Origin of the sequence: Actinokineospora enzanensis DSM 44649 (genome assembly GCF_000374445.1) — a bacterium.
GTDB lineage: Bacteria > Actinomycetota > Actinomycetes > Mycobacteriales > Pseudonocardiaceae > Actinokineospora > Actinokineospora enzanensis.
The window spans coordinates 108719-134240 of sequence record NZ_KB894416.1; the positions used below are offsets into that span (position 1 = coordinate 108719).

General features: G+C 70.9%; 25 protein-coding genes. 12 read left to right on the plus strand and 13 right to left on the minus strand.

The features are described 5' to 3' along the window. Nucleotides 1-44 precede the first annotated feature (44 nt). Nucleotides 45-1277: a DUF5685 family protein gene (locus C503_RS0118060; protein WP_018683627.1), complete on the minus strand. Its 1233-nt coding sequence runs from the start codon at nucleotides 1275-1277 to the stop codon at nucleotides 45-47. A 128-nt stretch (nucleotides 1278-1405) separates the two neighbouring features. Between C503_RS0118060 and C503_RS0118065 the strand changes: the two genes are divergently transcribed. Further along, nucleotides 1406-1969, plus strand: a complete 564-nt coding sequence (locus C503_RS0118065; RefSeq protein WP_018683628.1) for a ribonuclease FAU-1 family protein — start codon at nucleotides 1406-1408, stop codon at nucleotides 1967-1969. 144 nt (nucleotides 1970-2113) lie between these two features. Continuing rightward, nucleotides 2114-2632 carry a ribonuclease FAU-1 family protein gene (locus C503_RS0118070; RefSeq protein ID WP_018683629.1) on the plus strand — a complete coding sequence of 173 codons (519 nt, stop codon included), beginning with the start codon at nucleotides 2114-2116 and terminating at the stop codon, nucleotides 2630-2632. 140 nt (nucleotides 2633-2772) lie between these two features. Here C503_RS0118070 and coaE read toward each other — a convergent pair whose 3' ends face one another. Further along, nucleotides 2773-3945: a dephospho-CoA kinase gene (gene coaE / locus C503_RS0118075; protein ID WP_018683630.1), complete on the minus strand. Its 1173-nt coding sequence runs from the start codon at nucleotides 3943-3945 to the stop codon at nucleotides 2773-2775. 137 nt (nucleotides 3946-4082) lie between these two features. Between coaE and C503_RS0118080 the strand changes: the two genes are divergently transcribed. After that, entirely contained in the window at nucleotides 4083-4301 is a 219-nt protein-coding gene (locus C503_RS0118080; protein ID WP_018683631.1) for a hypothetical protein, read from the plus strand. 31 nt (nucleotides 4302-4332) lie between these two features. Here the strand turns inward: C503_RS0118080 and C503_RS0118085 are convergent, their stop codons facing one another. Continuing rightward, entirely contained in the window at nucleotides 4333-4947 is a 615-nt protein-coding gene (locus C503_RS0118085) for a hypothetical protein (RefSeq protein ID WP_018683632.1), read from the minus strand. A 195-nt stretch (nucleotides 4948-5142) separates the two neighbouring features. Further along, nucleotides 5143-6642: a 30S ribosomal protein S1 gene (rpsA, locus tag C503_RS0118090; RefSeq protein ID WP_018683633.1), complete on the minus strand. Its 1500-nt coding sequence runs from the start codon at nucleotides 6640-6642 to the stop codon at nucleotides 5143-5145. A 324-nt stretch (nucleotides 6643-6966) separates the two neighbouring features. Here rpsA and C503_RS0118095 point away from each other — a divergent pair, with 324 nt between their 5' ends. From C503_RS0118095 to C503_RS0118130, 8 genes are all read left to right on the plus strand, one after another. Next, nucleotides 6967-7791 carry a class I SAM-dependent methyltransferase gene (locus tag C503_RS0118095; RefSeq protein WP_018683634.1) on the plus strand — a complete coding sequence of 275 codons (825 nt, stop codon included), beginning with the start codon at nucleotides 6967-6969 and terminating at the stop codon, nucleotides 7789-7791. Further along, nucleotides 7788-8708, plus strand: a complete 921-nt coding sequence (locus C503_RS0118100; RefSeq protein ID WP_018683635.1) for a GNAT family N-acetyltransferase — start codon at nucleotides 7788-7790, stop codon at nucleotides 8706-8708. Before C503_RS0118095 ends, C503_RS0118100 begins: the two co-directional genes overlap by 4 nt. Nucleotides 8709-8865: 157 nt before the next feature. After that, a complete protein-coding gene (locus tag C503_RS39795) occupies nucleotides 8866-9504 on the plus strand; it encodes an ABC transporter ATP-binding protein (RefSeq protein WP_018683636.1) in 639 nt (212 codons plus the stop codon). After that, entirely contained in the window at nucleotides 9501-11480 is a 1980-nt protein-coding gene (locus tag C503_RS0118110; RefSeq protein ID WP_018683637.1) for a YhgE/Pip domain-containing protein, read from the plus strand. Before C503_RS39795 ends, C503_RS0118110 begins: the two co-directional genes overlap by 4 nt. Beyond that, complete coding sequence (locus tag C503_RS0118115; protein WP_018683638.1) at nucleotides 11477-12058, plus strand: TetR/AcrR family transcriptional regulator; 582 nt, start codon at nucleotides 11477-11479, stop codon at nucleotides 12056-12058. Before C503_RS0118110 ends, C503_RS0118115 begins: the two co-directional genes overlap by 4 nt. Nucleotides 12059-12147: 89 nt before the next feature. Next, entirely contained in the window at nucleotides 12148-12939 is a 792-nt protein-coding gene (locus C503_RS0118120; protein WP_018683639.1) for a DUF3592 domain-containing protein, read from the plus strand. Between the two features lie 116 nt (nucleotides 12940-13055). Further along, entirely contained in the window at nucleotides 13056-13757 is a 702-nt protein-coding gene (locus C503_RS0118125; RefSeq protein WP_018683640.1) for a DUF3592 domain-containing protein, read from the plus strand. A 172-nt stretch (nucleotides 13758-13929) separates the two neighbouring features. After that, nucleotides 13930-14151 (plus strand): hypothetical protein, encoded by a 222-nt coding sequence (locus C503_RS0118130; protein ID WP_018683641.1) that lies wholly within the window; start codon nucleotides 13930-13932, stop codon nucleotides 14149-14151. Nucleotides 14152-14156: 5 nt separating this feature from the next. Here C503_RS0118130 and C503_RS39800 read toward each other — a convergent pair whose 3' ends face one another. The 4 genes from C503_RS39800 to polA all read right to left on the minus strand — a co-directional run bounded on the left by C503_RS39800 (nucleotide 14157) and on the right by polA (nucleotide 19122). Then, a complete protein-coding gene (locus C503_RS39800) occupies nucleotides 14157-14738 on the minus strand; it encodes a Rossmann-fold NAD(P)-binding domain-containing protein (RefSeq protein ID WP_018683642.1) in 582 nt (193 codons plus the stop codon). A gap of 16 nt (nucleotides 14739-14754) precedes the next feature. Next, entirely contained in the window at nucleotides 14755-15390 is a 636-nt protein-coding gene (gene bluB, locus C503_RS0118140; protein ID WP_018683643.1) for a 5,6-dimethylbenzimidazole synthase, read from the minus strand. An 80-nt stretch (nucleotides 15391-15470) separates the two neighbouring features. Next, a complete protein-coding gene (locus C503_RS0118145) occupies nucleotides 15471-16334 on the minus strand; it encodes a DUF3592 domain-containing protein (RefSeq protein ID WP_018683644.1) in 864 nt (287 codons plus the stop codon). A gap of 58 nt (nucleotides 16335-16392) precedes the next feature. Beyond that, entirely contained in the window at nucleotides 16393-19122 is a 2730-nt protein-coding gene (polA, locus tag C503_RS0118150; RefSeq protein WP_018683645.1) for a DNA polymerase I, read from the minus strand. Between the two features lie 43 nt (nucleotides 19123-19165). Between polA and C503_RS0118155 the strand changes: the two genes are divergently transcribed. After that, the gene (locus C503_RS0118155) at nucleotides 19166-19603 is read left to right on the plus strand and encodes a hotdog fold thioesterase (protein WP_018683646.1); all 438 of its coding nucleotides are present in this window, start codon (nucleotides 19166-19168) and stop codon (nucleotides 19601-19603) included. 84 nt (nucleotides 19604-19687) lie between these two features. Here the strand turns inward: C503_RS0118155 and C503_RS0118160 are convergent, their stop codons facing one another. The 5 genes from C503_RS0118160 to C503_RS0118180 all read right to left on the minus strand — a co-directional run bounded on the left by C503_RS0118160 (nucleotide 19688) and on the right by C503_RS0118180 (nucleotide 25372). Further along, nucleotides 19688-20401, minus strand: a complete 714-nt coding sequence (locus C503_RS0118160) for an ABC transporter ATP-binding protein (RefSeq protein WP_018683647.1) — start codon at nucleotides 20399-20401, stop codon at nucleotides 19688-19690. Next, on the minus strand, nucleotides 20398-21291 hold the full coding sequence (locus C503_RS0118165) for an ABC transporter ATP-binding protein (RefSeq protein ID WP_018683648.1): 894 nt from the start codon (nucleotides 21289-21291) through the stop codon (nucleotides 20398-20400). Before C503_RS0118165 ends, C503_RS0118160 begins: the two co-directional genes overlap by 4 nt. Then, the gene (locus C503_RS43400) at nucleotides 21288-23120 is read right to left on the minus strand and encodes a branched-chain amino acid ABC transporter permease (RefSeq protein ID WP_018683649.1); all 1833 of its coding nucleotides are present in this window, start codon (nucleotides 23118-23120) and stop codon (nucleotides 21288-21290) included. Before C503_RS43400 ends, C503_RS0118165 begins: the two co-directional genes overlap by 4 nt. Further along, the gene (locus C503_RS0118175; RefSeq protein ID WP_033400733.1) at nucleotides 23117-24046 is read right to left on the minus strand and encodes a branched-chain amino acid ABC transporter permease; all 930 of its coding nucleotides are present in this window, start codon (nucleotides 24044-24046) and stop codon (nucleotides 23117-23119) included. The genes C503_RS43400 and C503_RS0118175 overlap by 4 nt, the downstream gene beginning before the upstream one ends. A gap of 81 nt (nucleotides 24047-24127) precedes the next feature. Beyond that, nucleotides 24128-25372: a branched-chain amino acid ABC transporter substrate-binding protein gene (locus tag C503_RS0118180; protein ID WP_026316439.1), complete on the minus strand. Its 1245-nt coding sequence runs from the start codon at nucleotides 25370-25372 to the stop codon at nucleotides 24128-24130. Nucleotides 25373-25522: the final 150 nt, after the last annotated feature.

The following is a 25522-nucleotide window of genomic DNA, read 5'->3' on the forward strand; positions in this document are numbered from 1 at the left end:
CGACAGTCCCCGGGCGGCGATCACGGCCCGGGGACCTGCGGTGATCAGCAACCATCGCAGCAGCAACCGTCACAACAGCAGTCACAATCGCAACAGTTGCAGTCGCAGCCGCTGCAGCCGTCGCCGCAGTCGCAGTTGGCGCACCAGCCGGACTTGGGCTCGCCGGTCCACGGGTCGTGGTACGGGTCGCGGCAGCAGTACTGGCAGGTGCAGCACAACACAGACGCCACCGCGCAACCGTGGAACCAACCGCGCTGACGACCCCATCCGGACTTGTCCGAATGCGACGGATCGTGCGGCTGCGGTGGCTCCCACCCCGGCGGGCGCTGCCCCGGGTGCTGGCCGGGATGCTGTCCAGGCGGTGGGCGCCAACCCGGCGGCGGGGCCTGGGGCGCGCGCCAGTTCGGGTCTTGCCGGTCCGCGTCGAGATGGCCGAACGTGCGGGTGACCGCGGCCTGCAACTCGTGCACCAGCAACGCGTGCACGAGCTTTCCGTCGTCGAACTCTGCCTCGCGCAGCGCCAGCCGCACCCCGAACACCGCGTCGTCGCAGAGCCTGCGGGCCTCGGGCAGGGTGGTGCCGGTGGCGGCGAGCGGGTTCCACGCACCGGTGGCCGCGTCCTCGTCGAGGTCCTCGACCGCGTCGAGCAGGTGCGCGACCCGACCGAACAGCCTGCCCGCCTCGGCCAGTGGCGCGGCGTTGCCGGGTTTGCCCGCGAGCACGGCGGTGTGCGCGAACGCGGCGGAGGTTGCGCTCTCGGTCGGTTCGGTGGCCAGCAGCACCGACGCCCCGGTGCCCAGGCCGCGCTCCAGTTCGCCCTGCCTGCTCACCGCGTCGAGCAGCACGGCGGTGGAGAAGCCGATCCGCTCCCCCGTCTCCGCGCCCTGCCGCGCCCACCGGCCCGCCACCCGTCGGGCGACACCCGCCACCGGAGCGCGCCGGAACGCGCCGTCGCCGTCGTCGACATGGTCGCGCATCTTGGCCGCGGCCAGCACCAGCGACACCGCGCCCGCCAGCCGCGCGCCCGCGCCCTCGGCGACCGAGGCGGGCCGCATGCCGCGCAGCGGGCACGGGCCCGCCTTCCGGCGCGTGCCCACGGTCGGCGCCTGGGCCTCGACCAGGGCGGAGATCACCAGGCCGTCGTAGTTGGTGACCGTGCGGGCGAGCTGCCCGTGGTCGTCGCGCAACGCCAGGCACAACCCGCACAGGTGGGCCAGCCACGAGGTGCGCAGGGTCGGCGAGAGCCGGTGCCGACAAGGTCTGATGATCCCGAACAAAACTCACTGCCTCCGCGCCGCGTTCCACCCGATCGGGGCGGGAGCATAGCGGTCGCTCACCCGTTCGGGGGGCAGGAATCCACCAAAAGCCCTGGGCCGGAGGGGGGATCGGTAGGCACGATGTGGGCATGCGCGCGAACCACACGATCCCGGTGCCGCCCGCCCGCGGCAACGACCGCGAGCACGAGATCCACCCGCCCAAGGTGGAGCACTTCGACCCGGCGGCGATGACCAACACCGACCCCAAGGGCTTCGTCCGGCGGGTCGACGAGTACCGGGAGACCGCGCACGGTCTGTACATGTCCCGCCCGGTCGAGGGACACCGGCGGATAGCGCACTTCGAGTCGCTGCTGCTGCCCGATCTCGGGCTGCGGGTGTCCAAGTGGCGCGGCAGACCCGGGGTGGACCTGGGCCACGACTTCTATATCGACGTGGTGGACGTGACCGACGGTCCGGTGTGGATGACCGTCGACCTGTACCTGGACGTGCTTGTGCGCACCGGCCGGGACCTGCGGGTGGAGGACTCGGACGAGCTGCTGGCGGCGATGCGGGCCGGGCTGGTCGACCTGTCGACCGCGCGGCGGGCGATGGAGCGGGCGCACCTGGTGGTGGACGGGGTGGCGCACGCGGGGTACGACGTGGACGGGTGGCTGGCGACGCGGGGCATCGCCGCTCCGTGGCGACTTCGATAGTGGTGAAATCGGGGTGAAGTCGACGGTACGTCAGCGTTCGCGGTGGCAATTCGCCTGAACGATATCGGAGAGCGCACGACTCGTTACATAACGAATCGACCCCCGACGTCACACAGAGCACGTCCGCAACTACGCTCTGGCCCCGTGGGCACGGCCATCACCCCGCAGCTGACCGACGTCGTCGACACGGTCACCGCGGTTCGCAGCTACTCGTCCGGGATGACCCGGACGCTCCGCACCTGCCAGGTGGAGCGCTGGGGCCTCCGCACGGAAAGCCCCACCCCGGAGGACCCGTTCTACGACGCCGAGGTGACCTGGCTGCTGCCGGAGCTCAACCTGCGGCTCACCCAGCCCAAGCCGCGCTCCCGGCACGCCAGGGGCGGACCGAGCGTGCTGACCGCGGTGCGGGTCGTGCGCGACGGCCGGACCTGGCGCACCACCGACCTGCTGCTCGGCCTGGCCGCCACCACGGGCACCACGGCGCGGATCGTGCGCTCGGAGGAGTTCGCCGCCGCGGTCGCCGGTCGGGTGCTGCGGGTGGGCGACGCCGACCTGGCGCTGTGCACGGTGCACCGGACCCTGGAGGAACTCAGCCGGTTCCGGCACGACCTCTCATCGTGGCTCGCCTACAAGCACATCTTCGAGGTCTGGCCGCCTTACTGAGTTGTTTTCCTCCCGCCGCCCGCCCCCTCATCCCCGCCCGGCACGGTCCCCGGCCCGGCAGCCATACCGGCACCACGTCACCGGGAACGTCGCGGGACGGGACCGCCGGACCGGGATATGACCCGGAATCCCGGGCAGTGTCAGCCGGTGGTCCAGCCGGTCGATGCCGCCCAGGCGTCGGCTCGGGGGATCGCCTGGTCGAACCAGGGTTCCTTGGCCAGGCCGTACTCCGGGATGGAGTCGAAGCCGTCGGCGGTGAGACCGCGCTTGACCGCCTCGTACTCGGCGCGGGCCGCCTCGTCGGCGCGCAGCCAGGCCGGGAACAGCAGCGTGTAGCGGGTGAACGGCGAGTCGGCGGCACGGACGTGCACGTTGGCCCAGCGGGCCGGGTCGGCCGAGGCATGTGTGCGCTTGGGCGTCGGCGCGCCGCCGGGCGGGTGCGGGGCGTCCTCGTCGAACCCGGGCAGTCGGGGGAAACCGGCTGCGGCAAGCGGCTCGTCGAGCGAGTCGTCCAGCGCGGGCACCACGACCTGGAAGTCGAGTACGTCCTTGGCTGCCAGCCCGGGCACCGAGGTGGAGCCGACGTGGTCGACGCGGACGGCCCGGTCGCCCACCGCCAGCCGCAGCCGGGCCAGCATCCGCTCGGCCAGGGTGGTCCAGGTGGGGTCGTGGTCGACCAGCACCGGGGCGCCGCGGTCGGTGTGCTTGCGCAGCCGGATGTTCTCCTCGTACGGGACCAGCCGATCGGTCCACAGCGCATCGACCTCGGCGAGCAGGTCGTCCGGGGCGCCGCCGTTGTCCAGCCAGACGTCGGCGACCGCGCGGCGGGCGCACTCGGTGGCCTGGGCGGCGATGCGGGCGCGCGCGTCGGTCTCGGTGAGACCGCGGGTGACCAACCGGGACACCCGGGTGTCGACCGGGGCGTCCACGACCAGGACCAGGTGGTAGAGCGCGCCCATGGCGTTCTCCACCAGCAGCGGCACGTCGTGCACCACCACGGCGTCCTCCGGCGCGGCCGCGATCAGCTCGGCGGTGCGCGCCCCGACCAGCGGGTGCACGATCCCGTTGAGCCGCTGCCGGGCGGCGGCGTCGGCGAACACGATGCCCGCCAGCCTGCCCCGGTCCAGCACCCCGCCGGGCGCGACGTCCGCGCCGAACTCGGCGACCACCGCGGCCAGGCCGGGGGTGCCCGGTTCGACCACCTCGCGCGCCACCCGGTCGGCGTCCACGACCAACGCGCCGTGTCCGGCCAGCCGGGCGGCCACCGTGGACTTCCCCGAGCCGATCCCGCCCGTCAACCCCACCCGCAACATGGAACCGATTCTTCCAGGATGCGATCTTCCCTGGTGAACAGTTATCCACATGCGCCGGGACACGCCGGGGAGTTGCGGTGTTTTCGCATGTGGGATGGCTACGGTGAGGCCAGGTAGTCACCCATGCGGAGGAACAGATGCGCGACCTGAGGCAACGCGGCAGGCACCGGCTGGGCACGCCGGGCCTGGTGTACTGCGGTCAGCACCCGTCCGTGGCCGCCGCGCTGGAGGTCGCCCGGCGCACCTGGCTGGCGGGGATCATCCTGCCCGCCCGGCACAGCATGGCCGGTCTGCGCAGGCGTGCCGCCCTGGCCGCGACCGAGCGCGCGTGGGCGCCGCTGGTCCGCGCCGCCTGAATCCGGCGCTGTTCCGCAAGCCGTTGCACGGTCAGCGCTCGGTGAGCGCGAGATCGGCCAGTTTCCCCAGTACCTCCGCCGCCCGCTCGGCGGTGACCAGCGTCGGCTTGGCCGTCACCGCGACGGTGATCTTCCCGTGCGCGGCGATCAGCGTGTGGTCGGCGCCGTCGAGCAGCGTGCCCTTGCCCGCGCCGACCGCCACCTCCACCGGCTTGGTCCCCTTGTCCCGCTCGGTGTCGATCGTGCCCTGGATCCGCTCCCCCGCCTTCGCCGCGTCGGTGTACCCGGCGAGACCGACGATCAACGGCGCCGCCGCGTTCGGCTGACCTTCGGGAATGCCGTAGTAGCAGTCGATCCGGCCGGTGCGTCCGATCGACGGCAACGCCACCCCGACCACCACCTCGGTGCGGCCGGTGAGCGTGGACTCCAGCGTCTGGTCGAGATCGGCGCGGGTGAGGACCTTGCCGCAACTGTCCGGGAGCGTCCGCTCGGCGCGCGGTTTCGGCGGCGTGGTGCTGAACTGCGGCAGTGTCGGGGTCGGTCGCTGCCCGCTCGCGGGCGGTTGCGCGGAACACGCGGCGAGCGACAGTGCGAGCAGCGCCACGAGCAAGCGCCGCCCCGGGATCCCCGACAGCATGGTCCGCATCGGCACACGGTAAGTCGAAAACCCTTACCGGGAAAGGGGAAAAAGCGTGACAGCCCGACTCGGACCGGTGACATTGATGTTCCGCGATCCATACGGCAACAGTGGGACCTGATCGAGCCCCGGAGATAGCCCGAGGGCCCCGCACCGGATCGGTGCGGGGCCCTCGGGACGTGCTGCGTGCTTACCGTCGGCTGATCAGACGCCGCCGGACAGCTTCTCGCGGAGCGCGGCGAGCTGCTCGTCGCTGGCCAGGGTGCCACCGCTCTGCGCGGGCTTCTCGGCCCCCGCGGAGGAGTAGCTCTGGTCGCCACCCGTGGCACCGCTGGCGGCGCCCTCCGCCTCGGCGGCGGCGTCGGCCTCTGCGGCCTTGGCGATCTGCTTCATGTGCTGCTCGTAGCGGGTGTGCGCCTCGGCGTACTGGCGCTCCCACTCCTCGCGCTGCTTCTCGAAGCCTTCCTGCCATTCCTGGGTGTCCGGGTCGAAGCCCTCGGGGTAGATGTAGTTCCCCTCGGTGTCGTACTCGGCGGCCATGCCGTACTGGGTCGGGTCGAACTCGGTCTCCGTGGTGAAGCCCTCGTTCGCCTGCTTGAGCGACAGCGAGATCCGGCGCCGCTCCAGGTCGATGTCGATGACCTTGACCATGACGTCGTTGCCGACCTGCACGACCTGCTCCGGGATCTCCACGTGGCGCTCGGCCAGCTCGGAGATGTGCACCAGGCCCTCGATGCCCTCGTCCACCCGGACGAACGCGCCGAACGGAACCAGCTTGGTGACCTTGCCCGGCACGATCTGGCCGATCGCGTGGGTACGGGCGAACTGGCGCCACGGGTCTTCCTGGGTCGCCTTGAGCGAGAGCGACACGCGCTCGCGCTCCATGTCGACGTCCAGGACCTCGACCGTGACCTCCTGGCCGACCTCGACGACCTCGGAGGGGTGGTCGATGTGCTTCCAGGACAGCTCGGAGACGTGCACCAGGCCGTCCACGCCACCCAGGTCCACGAAGGCACCGAAGTTGACGATCGAGGACACGACGCCCTTGCGGACCTGGCCCTTCTGCAGCTGGTTGAGGAACTCGCTGCGCACCTCGGACTGGGTCTGCTCCAGCCAGGCGCGCCGGGAGAGAACCACGTTGTTGCGGTTCTTGTCCAGCTCTATGATCTTCGCCTCAAGCTCGCGGCCCACGTACGGCTGCAGGTCGCGCACGCGGCGCATCTCGACCAGCGACGCGGGCAGGAAGCCGCGCAGGCCGATGTCGAGGATGAGACCACCCTTGACGACCTCGATGACCGTGCCCTTGACCGGCTCGTCCGACTCCTTGAGCGCCTCGATCGTGCCCCACGCCCGCTCGTACTGAGCGCGCTTCTTGGACAGGATCAGGCGGCCCTCCTTGTCCTCCTTCTGGAGAACGAGGGCCTCGACCTCGTCACCGACGCTGACCACGTCGGCGGGGTCGACATCATGCTTGATCGACAACTCGCGCGAGGGGATGACACCCTCGGTCTTGTAGCCGATGTCGAGCAGGACCTCATCCCGGTCGACCTTGACGATCGTGCCTTCGACGATATCGCCGTCGTTGAAGTACTTGATCGTCGCGTCGATCGCGGCGAGGAACTCCTCCTCTGTCCCGATGTCGTTGATGGCGACCTGCTGCTTCGGCGCGGCTGCAGCCGGGACAATGGTGGTGTCGGTGGACATTAGGTAGGTGGCTCCGGTACGGATTGGGGGTCGCTGGGTTCAGTTCTTGGCGCCGCGGGATCGTCGTCGCCGACGGACACCCGGAAGATCAGGAACCACACCGCCAACGCCACGCCGCTCCGGGATATTCCCAGTTCCGGGGTGTGCTCCCGGGGCAGGAAAACCTGAGGCAGCGCGATACCACCGCGCGGATGTATCCTACGCGGTCCCGCGATAACCGGGCAAACCCGGGGTGCAGTGTGTCCGAGACCCGCCCGCCATCCCCCACGTGCGAGCCCCGAGTCCGCCGCACGGGCGGGCGCGGTGTGCTGACAGGATGACCGCGTGTCGAGCGATACCAGCGCGGAGCGGGTCCTGGGGACGACCGGGGTGGCACGCCGGGAGGTGGGGTCGCGGGAGTCGGTCGCGGCGAACATCGCCTGGTGGGACGCGGACAGCGACGACTACCACCGCAGGCACGGGGACTTCCTCGGGGTCAGCGACTTCATGTGGTGCCCGGAGTCGCTGCGCGAGGAGGACGCCCGGCTGCTCGGTGACGTGTCGGGTCGGGACGTGCTGGAGATCGGCTGCGGTTCGGCCCCGTGCGCGCGGTGGCTGACGGAGCAGGGCGCGCGCGTCGTGGGGTTGGACCTGTCCGGCGGGATGTTGCGGTACGCGGCCGCGGCGAACACGGCGACGGACACACACCCTGCGTTGGTACGCGCTAACGCGGAGCGGTTGCCGTTCGCGTCGGAGTCGTTCGACATCGCGTGCTCGGCGTTCGGCGCGGTGCCGTTCGTAGCGGACGTGGGCGCGGTGTTCCGCGAGGTGGCCCGCGTGCTGCGGCCGGGCGGCACGTGGACGTTCGCGGTAAACCACCCGATGCGTTGGATGTTCCCGGACGATCCCGGACCGGACGGTCTGGTGGTCACCGGTTCCTACTTCGACCGCACTCCTTATGTAGAGGTCGACGACGACGGCACGCCCACCTACGTCGAGCACCACCGCACGCTCGGCGACTACGTGCGCGCGCTGCACGAGGCCGGGCTGACGCTGTTCGACCTGATCGAGCCGGAGTGGCCGGAGGGGCACACGCGCGAGTGGGGCCAGTGGAGCCCGTTGCGCGGCGAGCGGTTCCCCGGCACGGCGATCTTCCGCTGCCACAGGTGACCGGGCCGCTGCTGCGCGCCCAGTCCGCGCACTTCGCCGAGATCGACGCGTTGCTGCCCGCCGCCATCGAACCTCCCGCCGGGGAGGTGTTGACGGCGGCGCTGCCGGACGGTGATCGGGTCGCGGGGATGCTCACCCGCACGACGTTGGCGCCCGGGTCGCCGCAGACGCTGTGGTCGACGGCCGAGGTGTGGGAGCTGCACCCGTTGGTAGGTGCGCACGGCGGGGTCGGCATGCGGGCGTTGTTGGATCTGTGGCCCGCGGTGATCGCGCGGGCCGCGCCCGGACGCGACTCTGCGTGCGTGGTCAACTGGCCGAGCCGGGACATCGACGCGACGGCGGCGTTCCTGTCGCACGGGTTCGTTCCGCTGGCGGTCCTGGCCGTGCGCACCGACGCCTCCTCCCCTGTCGCCACCCGCGCGGACGTGCGCGTGCGGCGCGCGGTGGGCGCGGACCTGGACAGCCTGGTGGGCCTGGCGATGGCCGAGGTGGAGTACTCGTCCCGGGTCGGCGGCGCGATCGTGCGCGCGGGCGCGGCCACGATCAAGCGCGACACCCTGCGCAGGCACCTGGCGCAGGGTGACCCGGTGTGGATCGCGGAGCGCGAGGGGGTCGCGGTCGGCCACGTGGAGGGCTGGCACACGACGTCGGCCGCGGGCACGTGGGCGGAGACGCGGGTGCGGCACGGGCGGTGGGGGTATGTGAACTGCCTGTCGGTGACGCCGTCGGCGCGCGGGACCGGGATCGGGCGGACGTTGATGGACGTGGCCCACCGGACGCTGCTCGACCGGGGCGCGGCCGGGGCGTTCCTGTACTACAACCCGCCGAACCCGGTGTCCCCGGTGTTCTGGGCGCGGCAGGGCTACCGGCCACTGTGGACGGTCTGGGAGGTGCGCCCGGCGCGCGCCCTGCGCTGACCGACCCGTCGGGACCGATCATGAATGAAACCGTGCCGAGCGGACGTCCTGGTCGGACGTTCGCTCGATCGAGTCATGCGCGTCACCCCGTCTCCGCTTGCGACCCGGCCCCGTTCGGCGCACTATTTGAACTGACCAGTCAGTTTAAGGAGGCGGCGTGGAGATCCATGCGGACCAGGTGGCGGTGCAGGGGGCGCACGGGCCGCTGCTGTCGGCCACGTCACTGCGGGTGCGCGGTGGGGAACTCGCCGTCGTCGCGGGCGAGCCCAACGACGGGCACACCGCGTTCGGACTGGCGTTGACGGGTCGGATCGCGCCGTCGACCGGGAGTGTCTCGCCCGGCGGGGCCGAGCTGCGGGCGCACGCGGTGTTGGTCGACGCGCCCGCGGTGACCGCGCCGGAGCCGAACCTGCGGGTGGCGGACGTGATCGCCGAGGAGTTGGCGCTGGCCGGGGCCCGGCCGCGCAAGGCGGTCGTGCGGCAGCTGCTGGAGGCGCACGACCTGGTGTCGGACACGCGGTTCGAGGACGTCTCCCCCGCCGCCCGCGTCGCGCTGCTGACCGAGCTGGCCGCCACCCGGCCCGGCGCGGACCTGCTCGTCCTGGACACCCCCGACCGCCACACCAGCAACCCCGATGACTGGTACCCGACGGCATTGGCGCAGGCCAGGCAGGGGCGAGCGGTCGTGGTGCTGTGTGGCACCTCGACCGCGGTGCTCATCTTCCAGAGCCTGCACATCAACGCGGCCCGGCTCGGCGAGTCGGACCAGCCCGCACCCCTGGAGTCGATCTCGTGAGTGTGTTCCGCCTCGCCCGCAACGAACTGCGCCGGGTCAGCTCCGGCACCCTGCCCAAGCTCGCAGTGATCGCGCTGGTGCTGGTGCCGCTGCTCTACGGCTCGCTGTACCTCTACGCCAACGCCGACCCGTACAACCGGCTGGACAAGATCCCGGCCGCGTTGGTCAACACCGACCGGGGCACCACCAACGCGGACGGCAGCAGGCTGGACGCCGGTGTCGAGGTCGCCGCGAAGCTCAGGGAGTCGGGCGCGTTCGACTGGCGGCAGACCGACCCGGTGACCGCCGAGAACGGGGTGCGGTCCGGCGAGTTCACGTTCTCGATCACCCTGCCCGAGGACTTCTCCGCGTCGCTGAGCTCGTCCGCGCAGTTCGCGCCGCGTCAGGGCCTGATCACGGTGACCACCAACGACGCCAACAACTACCTGGTCGGCACGATCGCGGACCGGGTGGTCAGCGAGGTGCGCAAGTCGGTGGCGGCCGCCGTGGGCACCCAGGCCGCGGAGAAGTTCCTGGTCGGTTTCGGCACGGTCTACGACCGCACCCGGCAGGCCGCCGACGGCGCGACCAAGCTGGCCGACGGCGCGTCGCAGGCGAACGCAGGCGCGGCCCGGCTGGCGGACGGTCAGCGGAAGCTGTTGGCCGGGTCGGGCGAGCTGACCGACGGGTTGAACACGGCCGTGAGCGGGTCGGCGAAGCTGTCGTCGGGGCTGAACACGTTGCAGGACAAGACGAAGTCACTGCCCGCGCAGACCGCACAGCTGGCCAAGGGCGCCAAGCAGGTGGCCGACGGGAACGAGCAGGTGGCGACCACGGCCGGGCAGCTCGCGAGCGCGACACAGAACCTGACCGGCAAGCTGGGCGACCTGGACAGCGGGATCAGTGCGCAGTTGCAGTCCGCCGGGCTGTCGGACGCGCAGATCACCCAGATCATGACCGGGCTGCGGGAGCTGCGGACGCCGATCCAACAGGCGAACTCGCAGGTCCAAGGCGCGGCGGGGCAACTGCGCACGCTGGCGGACGGGGCCAAGCAGGTGTCCGACGGCAATGCCGCGCTGGCCGCCGCGACGCCGACGCTGGCAGGCGGGATCGAACAGGCGGCGACCGGTGCGCGTGATCTGTCGGCGGGCGCGGTGAAGCTGCGCGACGGCGCGGTGGCGTTGCAGGACGGGGAGAAGACCGCCGTCGACGGCACCGACCAGCTTGCGACCGGTACCAAGACCTTGGCCGATGGCACTGTCCAGTTGCGGGACGGTCTCACCGCCGGACTGGACCAGATCCCGCACCCGGACGACGCCACCCGCAACGCCACCGCGCAGACGATCGGCGACCCGGTGGCTGTACACACTGTCGGCGAGAACAGCGCGGGCAGCTACGGCGCCGGCTTGGCGCCGTTCTTCCTCGGTCTCGCGATGTGGATCGGCGCGTTCGTGCTGTTCCTGTTGATCCGACCGCTCTCGGCGCGCGCGCTGGCGGCGGGACACTCCGCGGCGCGCACGGCGTTGGCGGGCTGGCTCACCCCGGCCGTGTTGGGTGTCGCGCAGGTGGTGGTGATGTACGCGGCGGTGACCACGCTGATCGGCATCCACCCCGCGCGACCGGTCGCGACGCTCGGCTTCCTGATGCTGACGTCGGTGACGTTCGTGGCCGTGGTGCACGCGCTGAACGCGTTGCTCGGGCCGGTGGGTAAGTTCGTCGCGCTGGTCGTGCTGATCCTGCAGCTGATCAGCGCGGGCGGCACGTTCCCGTGGCAGACGCTGCCGGACGCGCTGATCCCGCTGCACCGGGCGCTGCCGATGGGGTACGTGGTGGACGGGCTCCGCCACCTGCTCTACGGCGGACCGGCGTCGAGCCTCGGGCTGGACATCGGGGTGCTGCTGGCCTACCTGATCGGAGGACTCGTGCTGTCGACCCTCGCCGCGCGCAGGCAGCGGGTGTGGACCCCGGCCCGGCTCAAGCCGGAACTGGTCTTGTGAGCGAACGCACCGAACGCACCAAGCGCAAGCTGTTCGAGGCCACCCTCCGGCTGGCGGGCAGCCGCGGCATGGTCGGCCTGACGGTGGACGAGATCGCCGCCGAGGCCGGGGTCGCGAAGGGCACCGTGTACTACAACTTCGGCAGCAAGGACGGCCTGATCGACGCCCTCCTCCGCTACGGCGTCGACCTGCTCGCCGAGCGCCTGCGCGCGGCGGAGTCCGGGGTCGAGGCTGGCGACACGCTGGCGTTGCTGGTCGACGGCATGCTCGCCTTCTTCGCCGACTACCCGACGTTCGCCCAGCTGCTGGTGAGCGAGCTGTGGCGGACGCCGGGGCAGTGGCAACAAACCCTGACGCTGCTTCGGGAACAGGTGACCTCGATCATCCGTGCGCAGCTCCAGCGGCTGGCCGACACCGGGCAGGTCCCGGCGGGCGTGCGGGTGACCACGGCGGCGTCCGCGCTGTTCGGCACCGTGCTGGTGGTCGCGCTGGACTGGCAGGTCTTCGCACCCGAGCAGACCCGCGCGGAGGTGCGCGACTCGGTGCTGATGCTCGTGCGCGGCCTGCGCGGCGGCTGACCGGGCCAACTGGTCGGTCCACATCGGACCTGAGGGTTCCCGCGCCCGCCGCGCGCCTGGCATGATCGCGGCACTGGGGAGGGGGCGCGATGGAAGCGCGGTTGGCAGATGTCCGACGGTTGTCGCTGCACACTGCGATCATCAGCCCCTGGCAGCTGCCCCTGCCCGCGCGCGACTTCACCTCGATGGCCCCGGAGGTCGCGACCCGGGCCGTGCGGCGGCTGCGAACACGCGCGCTGGTCCTGGTCCTGCTCGGCGTGGTGTCGGCCGCCGCGTTCGTCGTCGCCTCCGTCCTGCTCGATGATCGCTACACCGGGCTGCGCGAACACGGCGTGGCGGTGCCGGGCGTGGTCGTCTCCGTGTACACCACGAACCACACCGACAAGATGAGCGTCCGCTTCCCCGTCGACGGCGTCGACCGGGTGCGCGAGCTCAGCCTGGACGACCAGGAGCCCGCGGTCGGCGACCAGGTCACCATCTACTACGACCCCGCCGACCCGGACCGTCTCGCCGCCGGGATCACCGCGAACATGCCCGGCTGGCAGCTTGGCCTGCTGGCGGGCGCGCTCGGCGCGTTCGTGCTGCTGACGACCGTCGGCTCGATCTCGCTGACCCGCTGGGCCCGCCGCGCCCGCGCCGTCCGGCGCCATGGCTGGTGGCCCGGCACCGCCCGCCCGCACCCCGACTGGCCCAGGATCCTGGAGGTCCGCTTCGACGACTGGCCGGATACCGTCCTGCACCTGACCCCCGGCTACTCCGCGGGCGACAGTCTGACCGACGAGCTCCGCACCGGCCCGGTCCTCATCGGCGGCACCGGCCGCCGGATCACCATCGTCTACCTCCGCGGCCCCATGCTCCAGGCCGCCCGCGAATGGCCCTGATCCCCTGGCCCCGCCCCGAAACCGGCCACCCGGCGGCGGAGAACGACCGCCTGCCAGGTGTGGTCCACCCGGATCCGCATCAGATCGTATGCTCCCACCCGACTGGGGAGGGTGCGATGACGCGGTCCGACGTCGTTCCGCCGGATGTGATCAGAGGTATGCGGCGGCGCAGTGCGTTGATGGTGGTGGCGGGCCTGCTGCTGTTCGGCCTGTTCACGGCCGGGGTCGTCATCTCCGGGGGACGGTTCGAGAGCCTGCTGGTGCGGGGTGAGCCCGCCGCCGGTGTGGTGGTGGCGAGCCACCCGGGCAGCCGGTGGGGGTCGGCGTCGGTCGAGGTGCGGTTCACGGTGGCAGGGGTCGAGCGGGTGCGGGAGGTGCGCACCGAGGACGCGACCCGCAAGGTCGGCGACCCGATCACCGTGCACTACGACCCCGACGATCCCGAGCAGGTCACCGGCCCCGACATGCCGCACGACCCGGGCTGGCTGACCCTGTTCATGCTCGGCGCGCTCGGCCTGGCCCTGCTGCTCACCACGTGCGGCATGGTCGGCGTCGTCCGCTGGGTCCGCCGCACCCGCGCCCTGCGCGCGCACGAGTGGCGGTCGGGTCAGGCGGAGCTCGTGGCGAAGCGGCGGGCCCGGGTGCGGTTCGACGACGGCGACGACGACCTGGTCCTGGCGGTGAACCTCACCAGCCCGGTCGCGGGCGCGCTGCACGACGGCCCGGTCCTGGTCGGCGGCAGCGGCACCCGGTTGGTCGTGGCCCGCCCGTCCCCACTGCTGCTCCTGGCCGCGAAACAGGTCGACGAAAGCACCTGAATAGACCACGATCCCGGGAATTGCCCACCGGGCAATGCCGATCACGAAACCCGGCCGCGCCGAATACCCGCGCGATCCGTGTCCACTCCGAACACGCCCACTCCCCTATTCCGCGGAAGATCTGGCATGATCTCCGCATTCCGGGCGGCGTCCGGGTGCTGGGGAGGGTGACATGGCGAAGGTCGACGGTCCATCCGCCGCGACGGGCAAGCCCCGCCGCTGGCGTCGCCGAGTGGTGAAAGCGCTGGTGGGCGTGGCAGTGCTGGCGGTCGTCCGCGGCGCGGTGCGCGAGCCGGACGGCAAGGGCGGGGGCAAGGCCGACCGCGCCAAGGCGCAGGCCTACCGGAGCGCGGCCGCCCGCCGCCGCGCGAAGAAGCGGCGCGGCGGCCGGTAAAACGGCTACGGGCGACCGGACACCGAAAGCGGCCCGACACCGGACCGCTCGCGCTGACTGGGAATGGCCGGGCTGTCGCCGTCGCCGATGTAGTGGACGGACGGGGTGCGGTGCGTCAGCGCCCGGTCGACGGCGTCCACGATGGCGGCCGTGACCTCCGCCGAACTCAACCACCGCGTACGGCCCGCGTACCCGACGACCCCGAGCACGACGTGCTGGGTCGGGTGCGCGGGCAGGGTGGTGGCCGGGCGCGGCGCGTGGTCGGTGACGCCGTAGACCTCGATGACCGGCGCGCCCGGGGCCAGCAGTGGCTCCACCGCGCGCAGCACCGACAGGCGGGCGGAGTCGTCCAGCCACGCGATCACCAGATCGGCGGGTCCTTCCAGAACGTGACCCGCGCGCCGCGCCAGAGCGCGTGGAGCGGACCAATCCGCCTCCACCCAAAGCGCGCGGCCGAGGCCGCGGTCGGTGGCCAGCGGTGCGTACCGGCGGCTCGGCAGCACGACGTGCCAACCGCCCGCGACCAGACGGGCCGTGCAGCCCGCCAACATGCCCGTGCCGCCCAGAACAAGTGCCCGCTTCGCCACGCCGCCTCCCTGGGAGTCAGCCGGTGTCCGCGCGCGGGGTGTAGCGCTCGTGGTGCACGACCCGCTCCAGCGGCAGCCGGCTTCGCCAACCGTGCCGTTCGAGGTCCGGGACCTCCTGCAGCCGCTCGACCGGACCGAGGCAGAGCCAGGCGACCGGCCGGACCGTCGCCGGGATACCCAGGAGGGACCGGAGGTAGTCCTCTTGGTAAAAGCTTACCCAACCCACCCCCAATCCCTCGGCTGTCGCGGCCAGCCAGAGGTTCTGGATCGCCAGACAGACGGAGTAGAGACCGGCGTCGGCGATCGCGTGCCTGCCTAACACGGCGGGCGAGCCGCGGTCGGGGTCGTAGGTGATGACGATCGAGAGGGTGGACTCCAGGATTCCGTCGATCTTGATCCGGTCGAAGGTGGCGGCCCGCTCCCCGGTCAGACCCGCGGCGAACCGGGCGCGCTCGGTGTGCACGTGGTGGTGGAAGGTGGCGCGGGTGTCGGGATCGCGGACGATGACGAAGTCCCAGGGTTGGGACATGCCCACGCTGGGTGCCGCGTGGGCGGCGTCCAGGACGCGGTGCAGCGTCTCGTCGTCGAGCGCGGCACCGGTGAACTCGGCGCGCACGTCCCGGCGGCGGGTGATGGCTTGGTAGACATCCATCGGATCAGCCTATGTGTGCGTGTTTCGGATGTGAGAGCCGCTCACGCACGACGTCACCGGTCGTTCCGTTCGCCTCGGGGTCATGGGCGTTCCTTGGCGAACTGCACCACGGGGGAGGTCGCCGAGGCGATCACCATGCTCTTTCCCTTGCCGCCGACCAGTACCGGGCCCCTGGTGATCTCCGGCGGGACGGGTGTGCGGGTGGGCTCGTCGACCAGTTGCAAGTGGATCACGCCGCCGTGGTCGTCGGTCCACGTGATCTTCACGAGCTTGTGGTCGCCTCGACGCTGGGACGCCACGCCCGAGCGCCAGCCGGAGCGGCGGATCGCGCGGGTGCGGCGGTCGGCGGCGGTGAACAGAACGATTCCGGTGGGCAGCAGGGGGATGCCGGGGATCCCCATGACCAGGCCGAGAGCGGTCAGACCGCCGGGGTCGTCGGGGACGCCGGGGGACGCGATCCGTTCCGGGTCGGCGCGGTCGTAGAAGATCGTGACGCGGTCGCCGACGTGGACGGTCGGGCTCGTGTTGTCCCGGCCGAGCGTGCGGACGCGGTCGACGCCGTCGACCGGGAAGCGGACCTCCATCGGGCCCGCGTACTTGCCCGACTCGGAGTGGGTGACGGCGACGACGACGCCCTCGACCCGCGCACCGTGTTCCGCCAGGTCCTGGAACCGGGTCTCGGCCAGGTCGGCGATGACGGTCATGCCGGTGAGCAGTGCCAGACCTGCCAGCATCAAGGTCAGGGACACCCACCACTTGCGCCGTATGAGGCGCTCGGCTGCGGCCACCGACACGTCGCGCGGTGGCAACTGGACCGGTGGTGGCGGCGGGGCCGATGGCGGCGGGGTGTTGCCGGGGCGCCTACCACGAACCGCGCGACCGACCGCGAACGCGGCGACTCCGGCCGCTGCGGCGATCGCGCCGCGCCGCACGATCGACTTCACGGCACCACCCCCCAGGACAAGGGGATCATGCCGGCCCGCGGCGTGTTCCGGAACGTCCCTAGTGGGCGGCCTCGTTCCAGGAACGACCGAAGCCCACCGACACGTCCAGTGGGACGCGCAGATGGAAGGCGGCGGCCATCTGGGTGCGGACCAGAGCCTCGACCGGCTCGCGCTCGCCATCGGCGACGTCCAGCACGAGTTCGTCGTGGACCTGGAGCAGCATCCGGCTACGCAGCTTCTGCGCGCGCAGTTCGCGGTGGACGTTGAGCATGGCGACCTTGATGATGTCGGCCGCGCTGCCCTGGATCGGGGCGTTGAGGGCCATCCGCTCGGCCATCTCACGCAGCTGGCGGTTGTCGCTGGTGAGGTCGGGCAGGTGGCGGCGGCGGCCGAAGAGGGTCTCGGTGTAGCCCTCCTTGCGGGCGATCGCGACGACCTCGTGCAGGTAGTCGCGGACGCCGCCGAAGCCCTGGAAGTAGTCGTCCATCAGGGCGCGGGCCTCCTCGGTGGAGATCCGCAGCTGCTGGGACAGGCCGTACGCGGACAGGCCGTAGGCGAGGCCGTAGTTCATCGCCTTGATCTTGGCGCGCTGTTCCTGGTTGACCTCGGTCGGCTCGACGCCGAAGACGCGGGCGGCGGTGGCGGCGTGGAAGTCGAAGCCGGAGTTGAACGCCTCGATCAGTGCCGCGTCCTCGGAGAGATGGGCCATGATCCGCATCTCGATCTGGCTGTAGTCGGCGGTGAGCAGCTCGGCGTAGTCGCGGCCGACCACGAACGCCTCGCGGATCGTGCGGCCCGCCTCGGTGCGGACCGGGATGTTCTGCAGGTTCGGCTCGGTGGACGAGAGCCGACCGGTGGCCGCGATGGTCTGGTTGAACGTGGTGTGGATGCGGTCGTCCTCGGACACCGACTTGATCAGGCCCTCGACCGTGACCCGCAGCCGGGTGGCGTCCCGGTGCTCCAGCAGGTGCGCCAGGAACGGGTGCTCGGTCTGCTCGTAGAGCGTGGTCAGCGCCTCGGCGTCGGTGGTGTAGCCGGTCTTGGTGCGCTTGGTCTTGGGCATCTGCAGCTCGTCGAACAGCACGACCTGCAGCTGCTTGGGCGACCCGAGGTTGATCTCCTTGCCGATCACGTCGAACGCGGCCCGCTCGGCGGCGCGGACCCGGGCGGCGAACTCGGACTCCAGGATCGACAGCCGTTCCCGGTCGACCGCGATGCCCGCGGCCTCCAGGTCGGCGAGCACCCGCAGCAGCGGCAGCTCCATGTCGGTGAGCAGCTCCGCCTGACCGGTACGCGCCAGCTCGGCGTCCAGCGCGTCGGCCAGCTCGGCTATCGCGCGGGCGCGCAGGATCTCGCCCGCGGCAAGCTTGCGCTCGTCGTCGCCCTCCTCGTCCAACAGCGACAGCTGCTGCTCCCCCGCGCCGTCCTCCACGCGCAGCTCGCGCTGTAGGTAGCGCAGCACGAGATCGTCGAGAGCGAACGAGCGCTGGCCGGGGCGCACCAGGTACGCGGCCAGCGCGGTGTCGGTGACCAGGCCCGCCAGCTCCCAGCCGCGGTGGCGCAGCGCGTGCAGCGAGCGCTTCACGTCGTAGGTGAGCTTGAGCGTCCCGGTGTCGGCCAGCCAGGCGCGCAGCACGGTCTCGTCGGCCTCGGTGAGCGCGGTGACGTCCACGTAGGCGCCGACGCCCTGCGCGGTGGCCAGCGCGATCGACCGCAGCTCCACGGCCTGACCGGACACCCCGGTCGAGGCGTCCCGGAAGGACAGTCCGATCCGCGACCCGCTCGGCGCGTGCTTGGCCAGCCAGCCGGGCAGCTCACCCTCGGCGAGCACGCCGCCGCTGACCTCGAAGCCCTCCTCGGCCTCCGGCTCGGCGGTCGAGAGGGTCTGGAACAGCCGGTCGCGCAGCACCCGGAACTCCAGCTCGTCGAACAGCCGGTGCACCGCGTCCCGGTCCCAGTCGCGCACCTCAAGCTCGGCGGGCACGACGCCCAGCGGAACGTCCCTGACCAGCTCGGTGAGCTGCCGGTTGAGCAGCACGTGTGCCAGGTTGGCCCGCAGCGAGTCGCCGACCTTGCCCTTGATCTCGTCCACCCGGTCGACCAGGTCGCCGAGCGAGCCGAACTGCTGGATCCACTTGGTGATCGTCTTCTCGCCGACGCCGGGGACCTTGGGCAGGTTGTCGCTGGGGTCGCCGCGCAGCGCGGCGAAGTCGGGGTACTGGGTGGGGCTGACGCCGTACTTCTCCAGCACCAGCTCGGGGGTGAACCTGGCCAGCTCGGACACGCCCTTGACCGGGTAGAGCACGGTGACGTCGTCGGTGACCAGCTGCAGCGCGTCCCGGTCGCCGGTACAGATGGCGACCCGGAAGCCCTCGGCGGTGGCGGCCGTGGTGAGCGTGGCGATGAGATCGTCGGCCTCGTAGTTGTCCAGCGACAGCCTGGTGATGTTGAGCGCGCCGAGGACCTCCTCGATCAGGCTCACCTGCCCCTTGAACTCGTCCGGGCTGGCGCTGCGGTTCGCCTTGTACTCCGCGTACTGCTCGGTGCGGAAGGTCTTGCGGGAGACGTCGAAGCACACCGCCAGGTGCGTTGGCGCCTCGTCGCGCAGCAGGTTGATCAGCATCGAGGTGAAGCCGTAGACGGCGTTGGTGTGCTGACCGGTGCCGGTCTGGAAGTTCTCCTTGGGCAGCGCGAAGAACGCCCGGTAGGCCATCGAGTGACCGTCGATGAGCAGCAGTCGCTTGGTGGCGGTCTCTGACGTGGCACGGGTCTGCGTCTTCGCTGGCACGGTCCGAGTCTAGGGTGGGGCACCGACACCCATCGGAGGACCCATGAGCGGGATCGACCCCAGCAAGCTGCCAGGAGTGCGGGCGGAGGTCGCGGACCAGTTCCTGCCCGACAAGCTGGGCATCGAGATCACCGACTGGGACCCGGCGCGGCTGGTGGGGACCATGCCGGTGAAGGGCAACCTGCAGCCGTACGGACTGCTGCACGGTGGGGCGAACGCGGTGCTGGCCGAGACGCTGGGGTCGGTGGCGGCCGGGTTGAACGCGCCGGAGGGGAAGTTGGTGGTGGGGTTGGAGCTGTCCTGCACCCATCATCGGGCCGCGCGGTCGGGGATCGTGACCGGGGTTTGCGTGCCGCTGCATGTCGGGCGGAGCACTTCCACATTCGAGATCGTCATCACGGATGACGAGGGGCGACGGACTTGCACGTCGCGGTTGACCTGCGTGACGCTCAACCGGGCGCCTGGGGACGCGCCTGCCTGATTGCCGAGCTGCTGCACGGCTCGCGTCGGAAACGACAACGGCGCCGAGAACATCGTGTTCCCGGCGCCGTTGTCGTTTATCAGATCAGTTCTCGCCCAGGTAGGCGGCTCGAACCCGTTCGTCGGCCAACAGCTCGTGCCCCGGACCGTCCAAGGACGTTCGGCCCAGGTCGATCACGTAACCATGGTCGGACAACGCGAGCGCGGCCAGCGCGTTCTGCTCCACCAGCAGGATCGTGGTGCCCTGCGACTGAAGCTCCCGGATGGTGTCGAAGATCCGCTGGGTCATGATCGGCGAGAGGCCCATGGAGGGCTCGTCGAGCATGAGGAGGCGGGGTCGGGACATCATCGCGCGGCCGATGGCGAGCATCTGCTGTTCGCCGCCGGAGAACAGGCCCGCCTTGTTGTGCCTGCGTTCGCCGAGGACCGGGAAGAGCTCGTAGACCCGGTTCATGTCGGCCTCGACGCCGGTGTCCCTGCGGACGTAGGCGCCGAGCTGCAGGTTCTCCTCGACGGTCATCCGGCCGAACAGGCGCCTGCCCTCGGGGCAGTGCGCGATGCCGCGCTGCAGGATGACGTGCGCCTCCAGGGAGTCGATCGACTCCCCGGCGAACAGGATCTTGCCCGACTTGGGGCGCAGCAGGCCGGAGATCGTACGCAGGGTGGTGGTCTTGCCCGCGCCGTTGCTGCCGATGAGGCTGACGATCTGCCCCTCGTCGACGGTGAACGACACGTCGCGCACGGCCTCGATGGCGCCGTAGGCGACGGTGAGGTTCTGCACCTCCAACAGCGCGGTCACCGGCTGCCTCCCTCGGTGTCCAGGTCCTCAGCAGAGTCAGCGGGGTCCGCGGTACCTGCGGTGCCAGTCGAATGAGCGGCCTCCTCGGCGTACTGGCGGACCTCCGCCTCGACCTCCTCCGGCGGCTTGCCCAGGTAGGCCTCGATGACCCGCGGGTCGCCGCGCACCACCTCTGGCGTGCCCTGCACCAGGAGCCTGCCCTGCACCAGCACGGACACGTGGTCGCACAGCGAGAAGATGAACTTCGTGTCGTGCTCGATGACCACCACCGCAACACCGGTGTCCCGGATGGCGAAGATCAGCTGCCGGGCGGCCTCGGTCTCCTGCGGGTTCATGCCCGCGGTCGGCTCGTCCAGCAGCAGCACCGCCGGGTCGGTGGCCAGCGCGCGGGCGATCTCCAGCCTGCGCTGGTCGCCGTAGGGCAGGTTGCGGGCCAGTTCGTCGTCCAGGCCCCGCAGGCCGACGAACTCCAGCAGCTCCAGCGACCGGCGCCGGGCGTCCGCCTCGCCGCGGCGGTAGGCCGGGCCGTGGAAGAGCGAGGCGATCGGGCCCTGGGTCATCCGCGCGTGCCGTCCCACCAGGACGTTCTCCAGCGCGGTCATGCTGGGGAACAGCCGGATGTTCTGGAACGTGCGGGCCACCCCGGCCACGGTGACCCGGGCCGGGTCGCTGGGCAGCCGGTCGCCGCGCAGGGTGACCGAGCCCTTGGTCGGGGTGTAGAGACCGGTGAGGCAGTTGAAGAAGGTGGTCTTGCCCGCCCCGTTCGGTCCGATCAGGCCGAGGATCTGGCCCTCGTGCAGCTCCAGGCTGACCTCGGCGAGCGCGGTGAGGCCGCCGAAGACCATGGAGACGTCCCGGGCGGCGAGCACGGGCGCGGTGGTCGCGGTCATCGGGCCACCGCCTGCGCGGTCGACCCGTCCGGCGCGTCTGGCACGTTCAACTCCTCGATCGGCACCCCGTCGGCGCCCTCGTCGGCCAGTTCGGCCCGGCGGTGCCGGTCCGGCATCAGGCCCTGCGGTCGGAACCGCATGATCACGACCAGCGCCAGTCCGAAGAAGAACAGCCGCCAGTCCTGCAGGTCGCGCAGCTTCTCCGGCAGCACCAGCAGCAGCGCCGCGCCGAGCACCGCGCCCGGGATGGAGCCCATGCCGCCGAGGATGACCGCGGCGAGCAGGGTCACCGACTCGATGAACTGGAAGCTGTTGTAGGCCACGGTGGACGTCTTGTGCGCGAACACCGCGCCCGCCAGGCCCGCGAGCATCGCACCGATCAGGAAGGCGAGGATCTTCACCTGCCCGGTCTTGATGCCCATGGCCCGCGCGGCGTCCTCGTCCTCGCGGACGGCGATCCAGGCGCGCCCGATGCGGGAGTTCTTCAGGTTCGCGAAGATCACCATCACCAGCGCGACCAGCACCATGATCAGCACGTAGTACAGCACGCCCGAGGGCAACCGCACCGAGCCGATGGTGAGCGGGGCGCTGAAGTCCCGGCCGAACCAGTTGATCGGCGGGATGTTCGGGATGGCGTTGGCGCCGCCGGTCATGCCGCCGATGTTGAACTGGGCGGCCTTGCGGAAGATCTCACCGAAGGCCAGCGTCACGATCGCCAGGTAGTCGCCGCGCACCCGCAGGGTCGGCGAGCCGACGATCGCGCCGAAGATGCCCGCCACGATCGCCGCGATCACCGCCACCAGCACGAACGGCAGCTCCACGTGCAGCGCCGAGGCGGCCGCGCCGGAGAAGTTCGCCGCGATGTACGCGCCGATGCCGAGGAACGCGATGTACCCGAGGTCGAGCAGGCCCGCGAGGCCGACGACGATGTTCAGGCCGATCGCGGTGGCGGCGTAGACGCCGACGTTGACCGCGATGGTCATCCAGTAGTCGGTGCCCGCGTCGGTGAACGGCAGCGCGAGCGCGCAGACCACCAGCACCCCGATGCTGAACACCCGGTGCCGCTCGGAGAGCGCGGTGAGCCAGCCGAGAAAGCCGAACGCGTGCAGCGCGCCGAGCGCGGCGCCGAGGAAACTGAGCAGGGACAGGAAGATCGGGCCCGCGTAGGTGTTGGTGTTGCCGTCGGGGTCGGTGCCCGCGTCCAGCATCCACGCCACGACCAGCAGCAGGACCACGTAGGACACCACCAGCACCGCGTACGCGAGCAGCCGGGGGACCTTGGGGTTCCAGTGCGGCAGCGGTTCCAGCGGACCCGCCTTCGCCGAGGTGGCCACGACCCAGCCCGCCACCAGCGTGGCCACGCCGCCGAAGGCGAACGCGCCGTCGGCCGCGGTGATTGCGCCGAAGCCGCCGCCGCTGATCAGCGGGAAGATCGTGTTGACCAGGCCGAGGGCGATCAGGCCGAGGCCGATCGCGCGTTCCACCCGGCGCGCGGGGACCGGCAGGAACGGCGCCGCGATCGCCACGACGCCGAGCAGCAGCACGAACAACCGGAACCCGGTGACGCCCCACGGCTCGTCGAAGAACTGCAGGGTGGCCAGGTCGGGGTAGGGACCGTCGTTGAACCGGAACGTGACCCAGGGCAGCAGCGCCGCGAGCACCGCGAGCACGCCGCCCGCGATGGCGATCGGACGCAGCATGCCGGGCTTGTCCGCCAGGGCCTTCGCGCTGCGCTGCCAGAGCAGCCGCAGCGCGAGGACCACCGCGACCGCGATCGCGATGTAGAGCAGGCCGAGGCCGAGGATCGGCCAACCGGGTGGGATGGTCATGCGCGTACCCTTTCCGGCTCGCCGAACAGGCCCTGCGGCCGGAACACCAGCACCAGGATCAGCAGGATGAAGACCCACACCACGTCGTAGCCGGTGCCGCCGGGCAGCAGCTGGCCGCCCAGGGTCTTGACCACGCCGATGATGAACCCGCCGATGACCGCGCCCTTGATCGAGCCGACGCCGCCGAGCACCGCGGCGGTGAAGGCGAAGATGCCGTAGAGGAAGCCCACCTCGGTGTCGACCGTGTTCAGGTGGATGCCGTACAGCACGCCCGCCACCGCGGCGAGCAGGCCGCCGAGGGCGAAGGTGAAGACGATGGTGCGGTTGGGGTTGACCCCCATGAGCTTGGCGGTGTCGGGGTCCTGCGCGGTGGCGCGCATCGCCCGGCCCATGCGGGACCGGGAGACGTAGAGCTGCAGGATCACCGCGCCGACGATGGACACCGCGATGAGCAGCACCGAGGTGGCCTGCAGGACCACCGTGCCGCCGGGGACGGTGATGATGATCGGCTCGTCGATGAACGCCCGGGGCACGTTGATCGCCGACTTGGCGTCCGGGTAGTTCAACCGCACGATCTCCTTGAGCATCTGCGACACACCCAGCGCCGTGATCAACGGCGCCAGTCGCGGTGCGTTGCGCAACGGCCGGTAGGCGAAGCGCTCCATCAGCACCGCGAGCACGACGGCGACCAGGACCGCCCCCACCAGCATGCAGGGCAGGGCGATCTGCCAGGTGTTCTCCCAGCTCTCCGGGATGAACCACTTGTAGGTGGCGGCTGCGGCGAAGATGCTCACCATGAACACCTCGCCGTGCGCGAAGTTGATCAGCTGGATGATGCCGTACACCATCGTGTAGCCCAGTGCGATGAGCGCGATCAGAGCGCCCAGCACCAGGCCGCTAGCTAGCTGCTGTAGCAGCGTGGCCACGTCTGCCTCCAAGAGTGGCGGGGGCGGGCCGTACGCCCACCCCCGCCACGTCCGTGCAATGGGACAAGGAAGTTGTTGCGGTCAGCCGCCGAAGGTGCCGGTCGTCTCGGTGGCCCACTTGCCGCCCTGGACCTTGTAGACGGTCAGCAGCTTGTTGGTGCTGTCGCCGTACTGGTCGAACTTGACGTCGCCGGTCGCGCCCTGGGCGGAGTAGCCCTGCACGGCCTTGATCAGGTCCGCGCGCTTGGCGTCGCTCCACTCGCCGCCCGCGAGCGCCTTGCCGAGGGACACCACGACCACGTTCGCCGCGTCGTAGGCGAAGCCGCCGTAGGCGCTGTAGTCGTCCTTGAACTTCTTGGCCTTGTAGGCGTCCAGGTAGGCCTTGGCGGTGTCCAGGTCCTCGACCGGGGCGCCGACCGAGGTGGCCAGGTCGCCGTCCTTGGCGCCGAGCTCGATGAACTTGTCGTCCTTGAGACCGTCGCCGCCCATCAGCGGGACGTTCAGGCCGAGGTCCTTGGCCTGCTTGGACAGCGGGCCTGCCTGCGGGTACTCGCCGCCGTAGTAGATGGCGTCCGGGTTGGCACCCTTGATGGAGTTGATCGCGCCGGAGAAGTCGGAGTCGTTCTCGCCGACCTTCGCCGTGGCGACGATCTTGGCGCCCTCCTTCTCGGCCTCCTTGCGGAACTCAGCCGCCAGGCCCTCACCGTAGGTCTTGCCGTCGGTGATGATGGCGATGTTCTTCTTGCCCGCCTTGCCGACCAGGTAGTTGGCCGCGAAGCCGCCCTGCAGGTCGTCGGTGGCGCAGACCCGGAAGTAGGTCTCGAACTGCCGCTTGGGGGCGTTCTTGAAGTCGTCGCCGCGGGTCAGCGACGGGGTGGTGTTCGCGGGCGAGACCTGGAGGATGTTCTTGCCCTTGAGGATCGGCTGCACGCTCTGCGCGACCGACGAGTTCAGCGTGCCGACCACGCCGACGACGTTGGGGTTCGACGACAGCCGGGTGGCCGCCTGGGCGCCGACCTGCGGGGTCGCCTGGTCGTCCTCGGCCTGCATCTTGAGCTTGTACCCCGGCACGACGCACTTCTCGTTGGCCTGCTCCACCGCGAGGTCCACGGAGTTGCGGATGCCCAGCCCGAGCGCGGACAGGTTGCCCGACAACGGCGCGATGACGCCGACGACCAGGGTGCCCTTGCTCGTGTCGCAGGCCTGCGGGGCGTTGCTGCCCGTGCCGCCGCCGTTGGAGCCGCCCTCGGTCTTGTTCGTGCCGCAGGCCGCGAGCAACAACGCGCCGGCCACCAGCACCGCGGCCTTCACCGTCTGGTTACGCACGTGATGTCCCTTCTCCGCATTCGTCCGGACAATGCGTGTAAGCATGCCGAACCTCGGCCCTCGTACCTGTTGGAGGGTTGCGCCGGAACGTAGTGACCCCATGCGACGTAGTCACGCCCCTGCCGGGCCTGTGACCAGACTGCAACGAAA

What these genes read in the sequence shown, in the direction of transcription:
- C503_RS0118065 (WP_018683628.1), top strand. Translation starts at nt 1,406, where the DNA reads ATGCGCGCGAACCACACGATCCCGGTGCCGCCCGCCCGCGGCAACGAC.
- coaE (WP_018683630.1), bottom strand. Translation starts at nt 3,945, where the DNA reads ATGTTGCGGGTGGGGTTGACGGGCGGGATCGGCTCGGGGAAGTCCACG.
- C503_RS0118080 (WP_018683631.1), top strand. Translation starts at nt 4,083, where the DNA reads ATGCGCGACCTGAGGCAACGCGGCAGGCACCGGCTGGGCACGCCGGGC.
- C503_RS0118085 (WP_018683632.1), bottom strand. Translation starts at nt 4,947, where the DNA reads ATGCGGACCATGCTGTCGGGGATCCCGGGGCGGCGCTTGCTCGTGGCG.
- rpsA (WP_018683633.1), bottom strand. Translation starts at nt 6,642, where the DNA reads ATGTCCACCGACACCACCATTGTCCCGGCTGCAGCCGCGCCGAAGCAG.
- C503_RS0118120 (WP_018683639.1), top strand. Translation starts at nt 12,148, where the DNA reads ATGGAAGCGCGGTTGGCAGATGTCCGACGGTTGTCGCTGCACACTGCG.
- C503_RS0118125 (WP_018683640.1), top strand. Translation starts at nt 13,056, where the DNA reads ATGACGCGGTCCGACGTCGTTCCGCCGGATGTGATCAGAGGTATGCGG.
- C503_RS0118130 (WP_018683641.1), top strand. Translation starts at nt 13,930, where the DNA reads ATGGCGAAGGTCGACGGTCCATCCGCCGCGACGGGCAAGCCCCGCCGC.
- bluB (WP_018683643.1), bottom strand. Translation starts at nt 15,390, where the DNA reads ATGGATGTCTACCAAGCCATCACCCGCCGCCGGGACGTGCGCGCCGAG.
- C503_RS0118155 (WP_018683646.1), top strand. Translation starts at nt 19,166, where the DNA reads ATGAGCGGGATCGACCCCAGCAAGCTGCCAGGAGTGCGGGCGGAGGTC.
- C503_RS0118165 (WP_018683648.1), bottom strand. Translation starts at nt 21,291, where the DNA reads ATGACCGCGACCACCGCGCCCGTGCTCGCCGCCCGGGACGTCTCCATG.
- C503_RS43400 (WP_018683649.1), bottom strand. Translation starts at nt 23,120, where the DNA reads ATGACCATCCCACCCGGTTGGCCGATCCTCGGCCTCGGCCTGCTCTAC.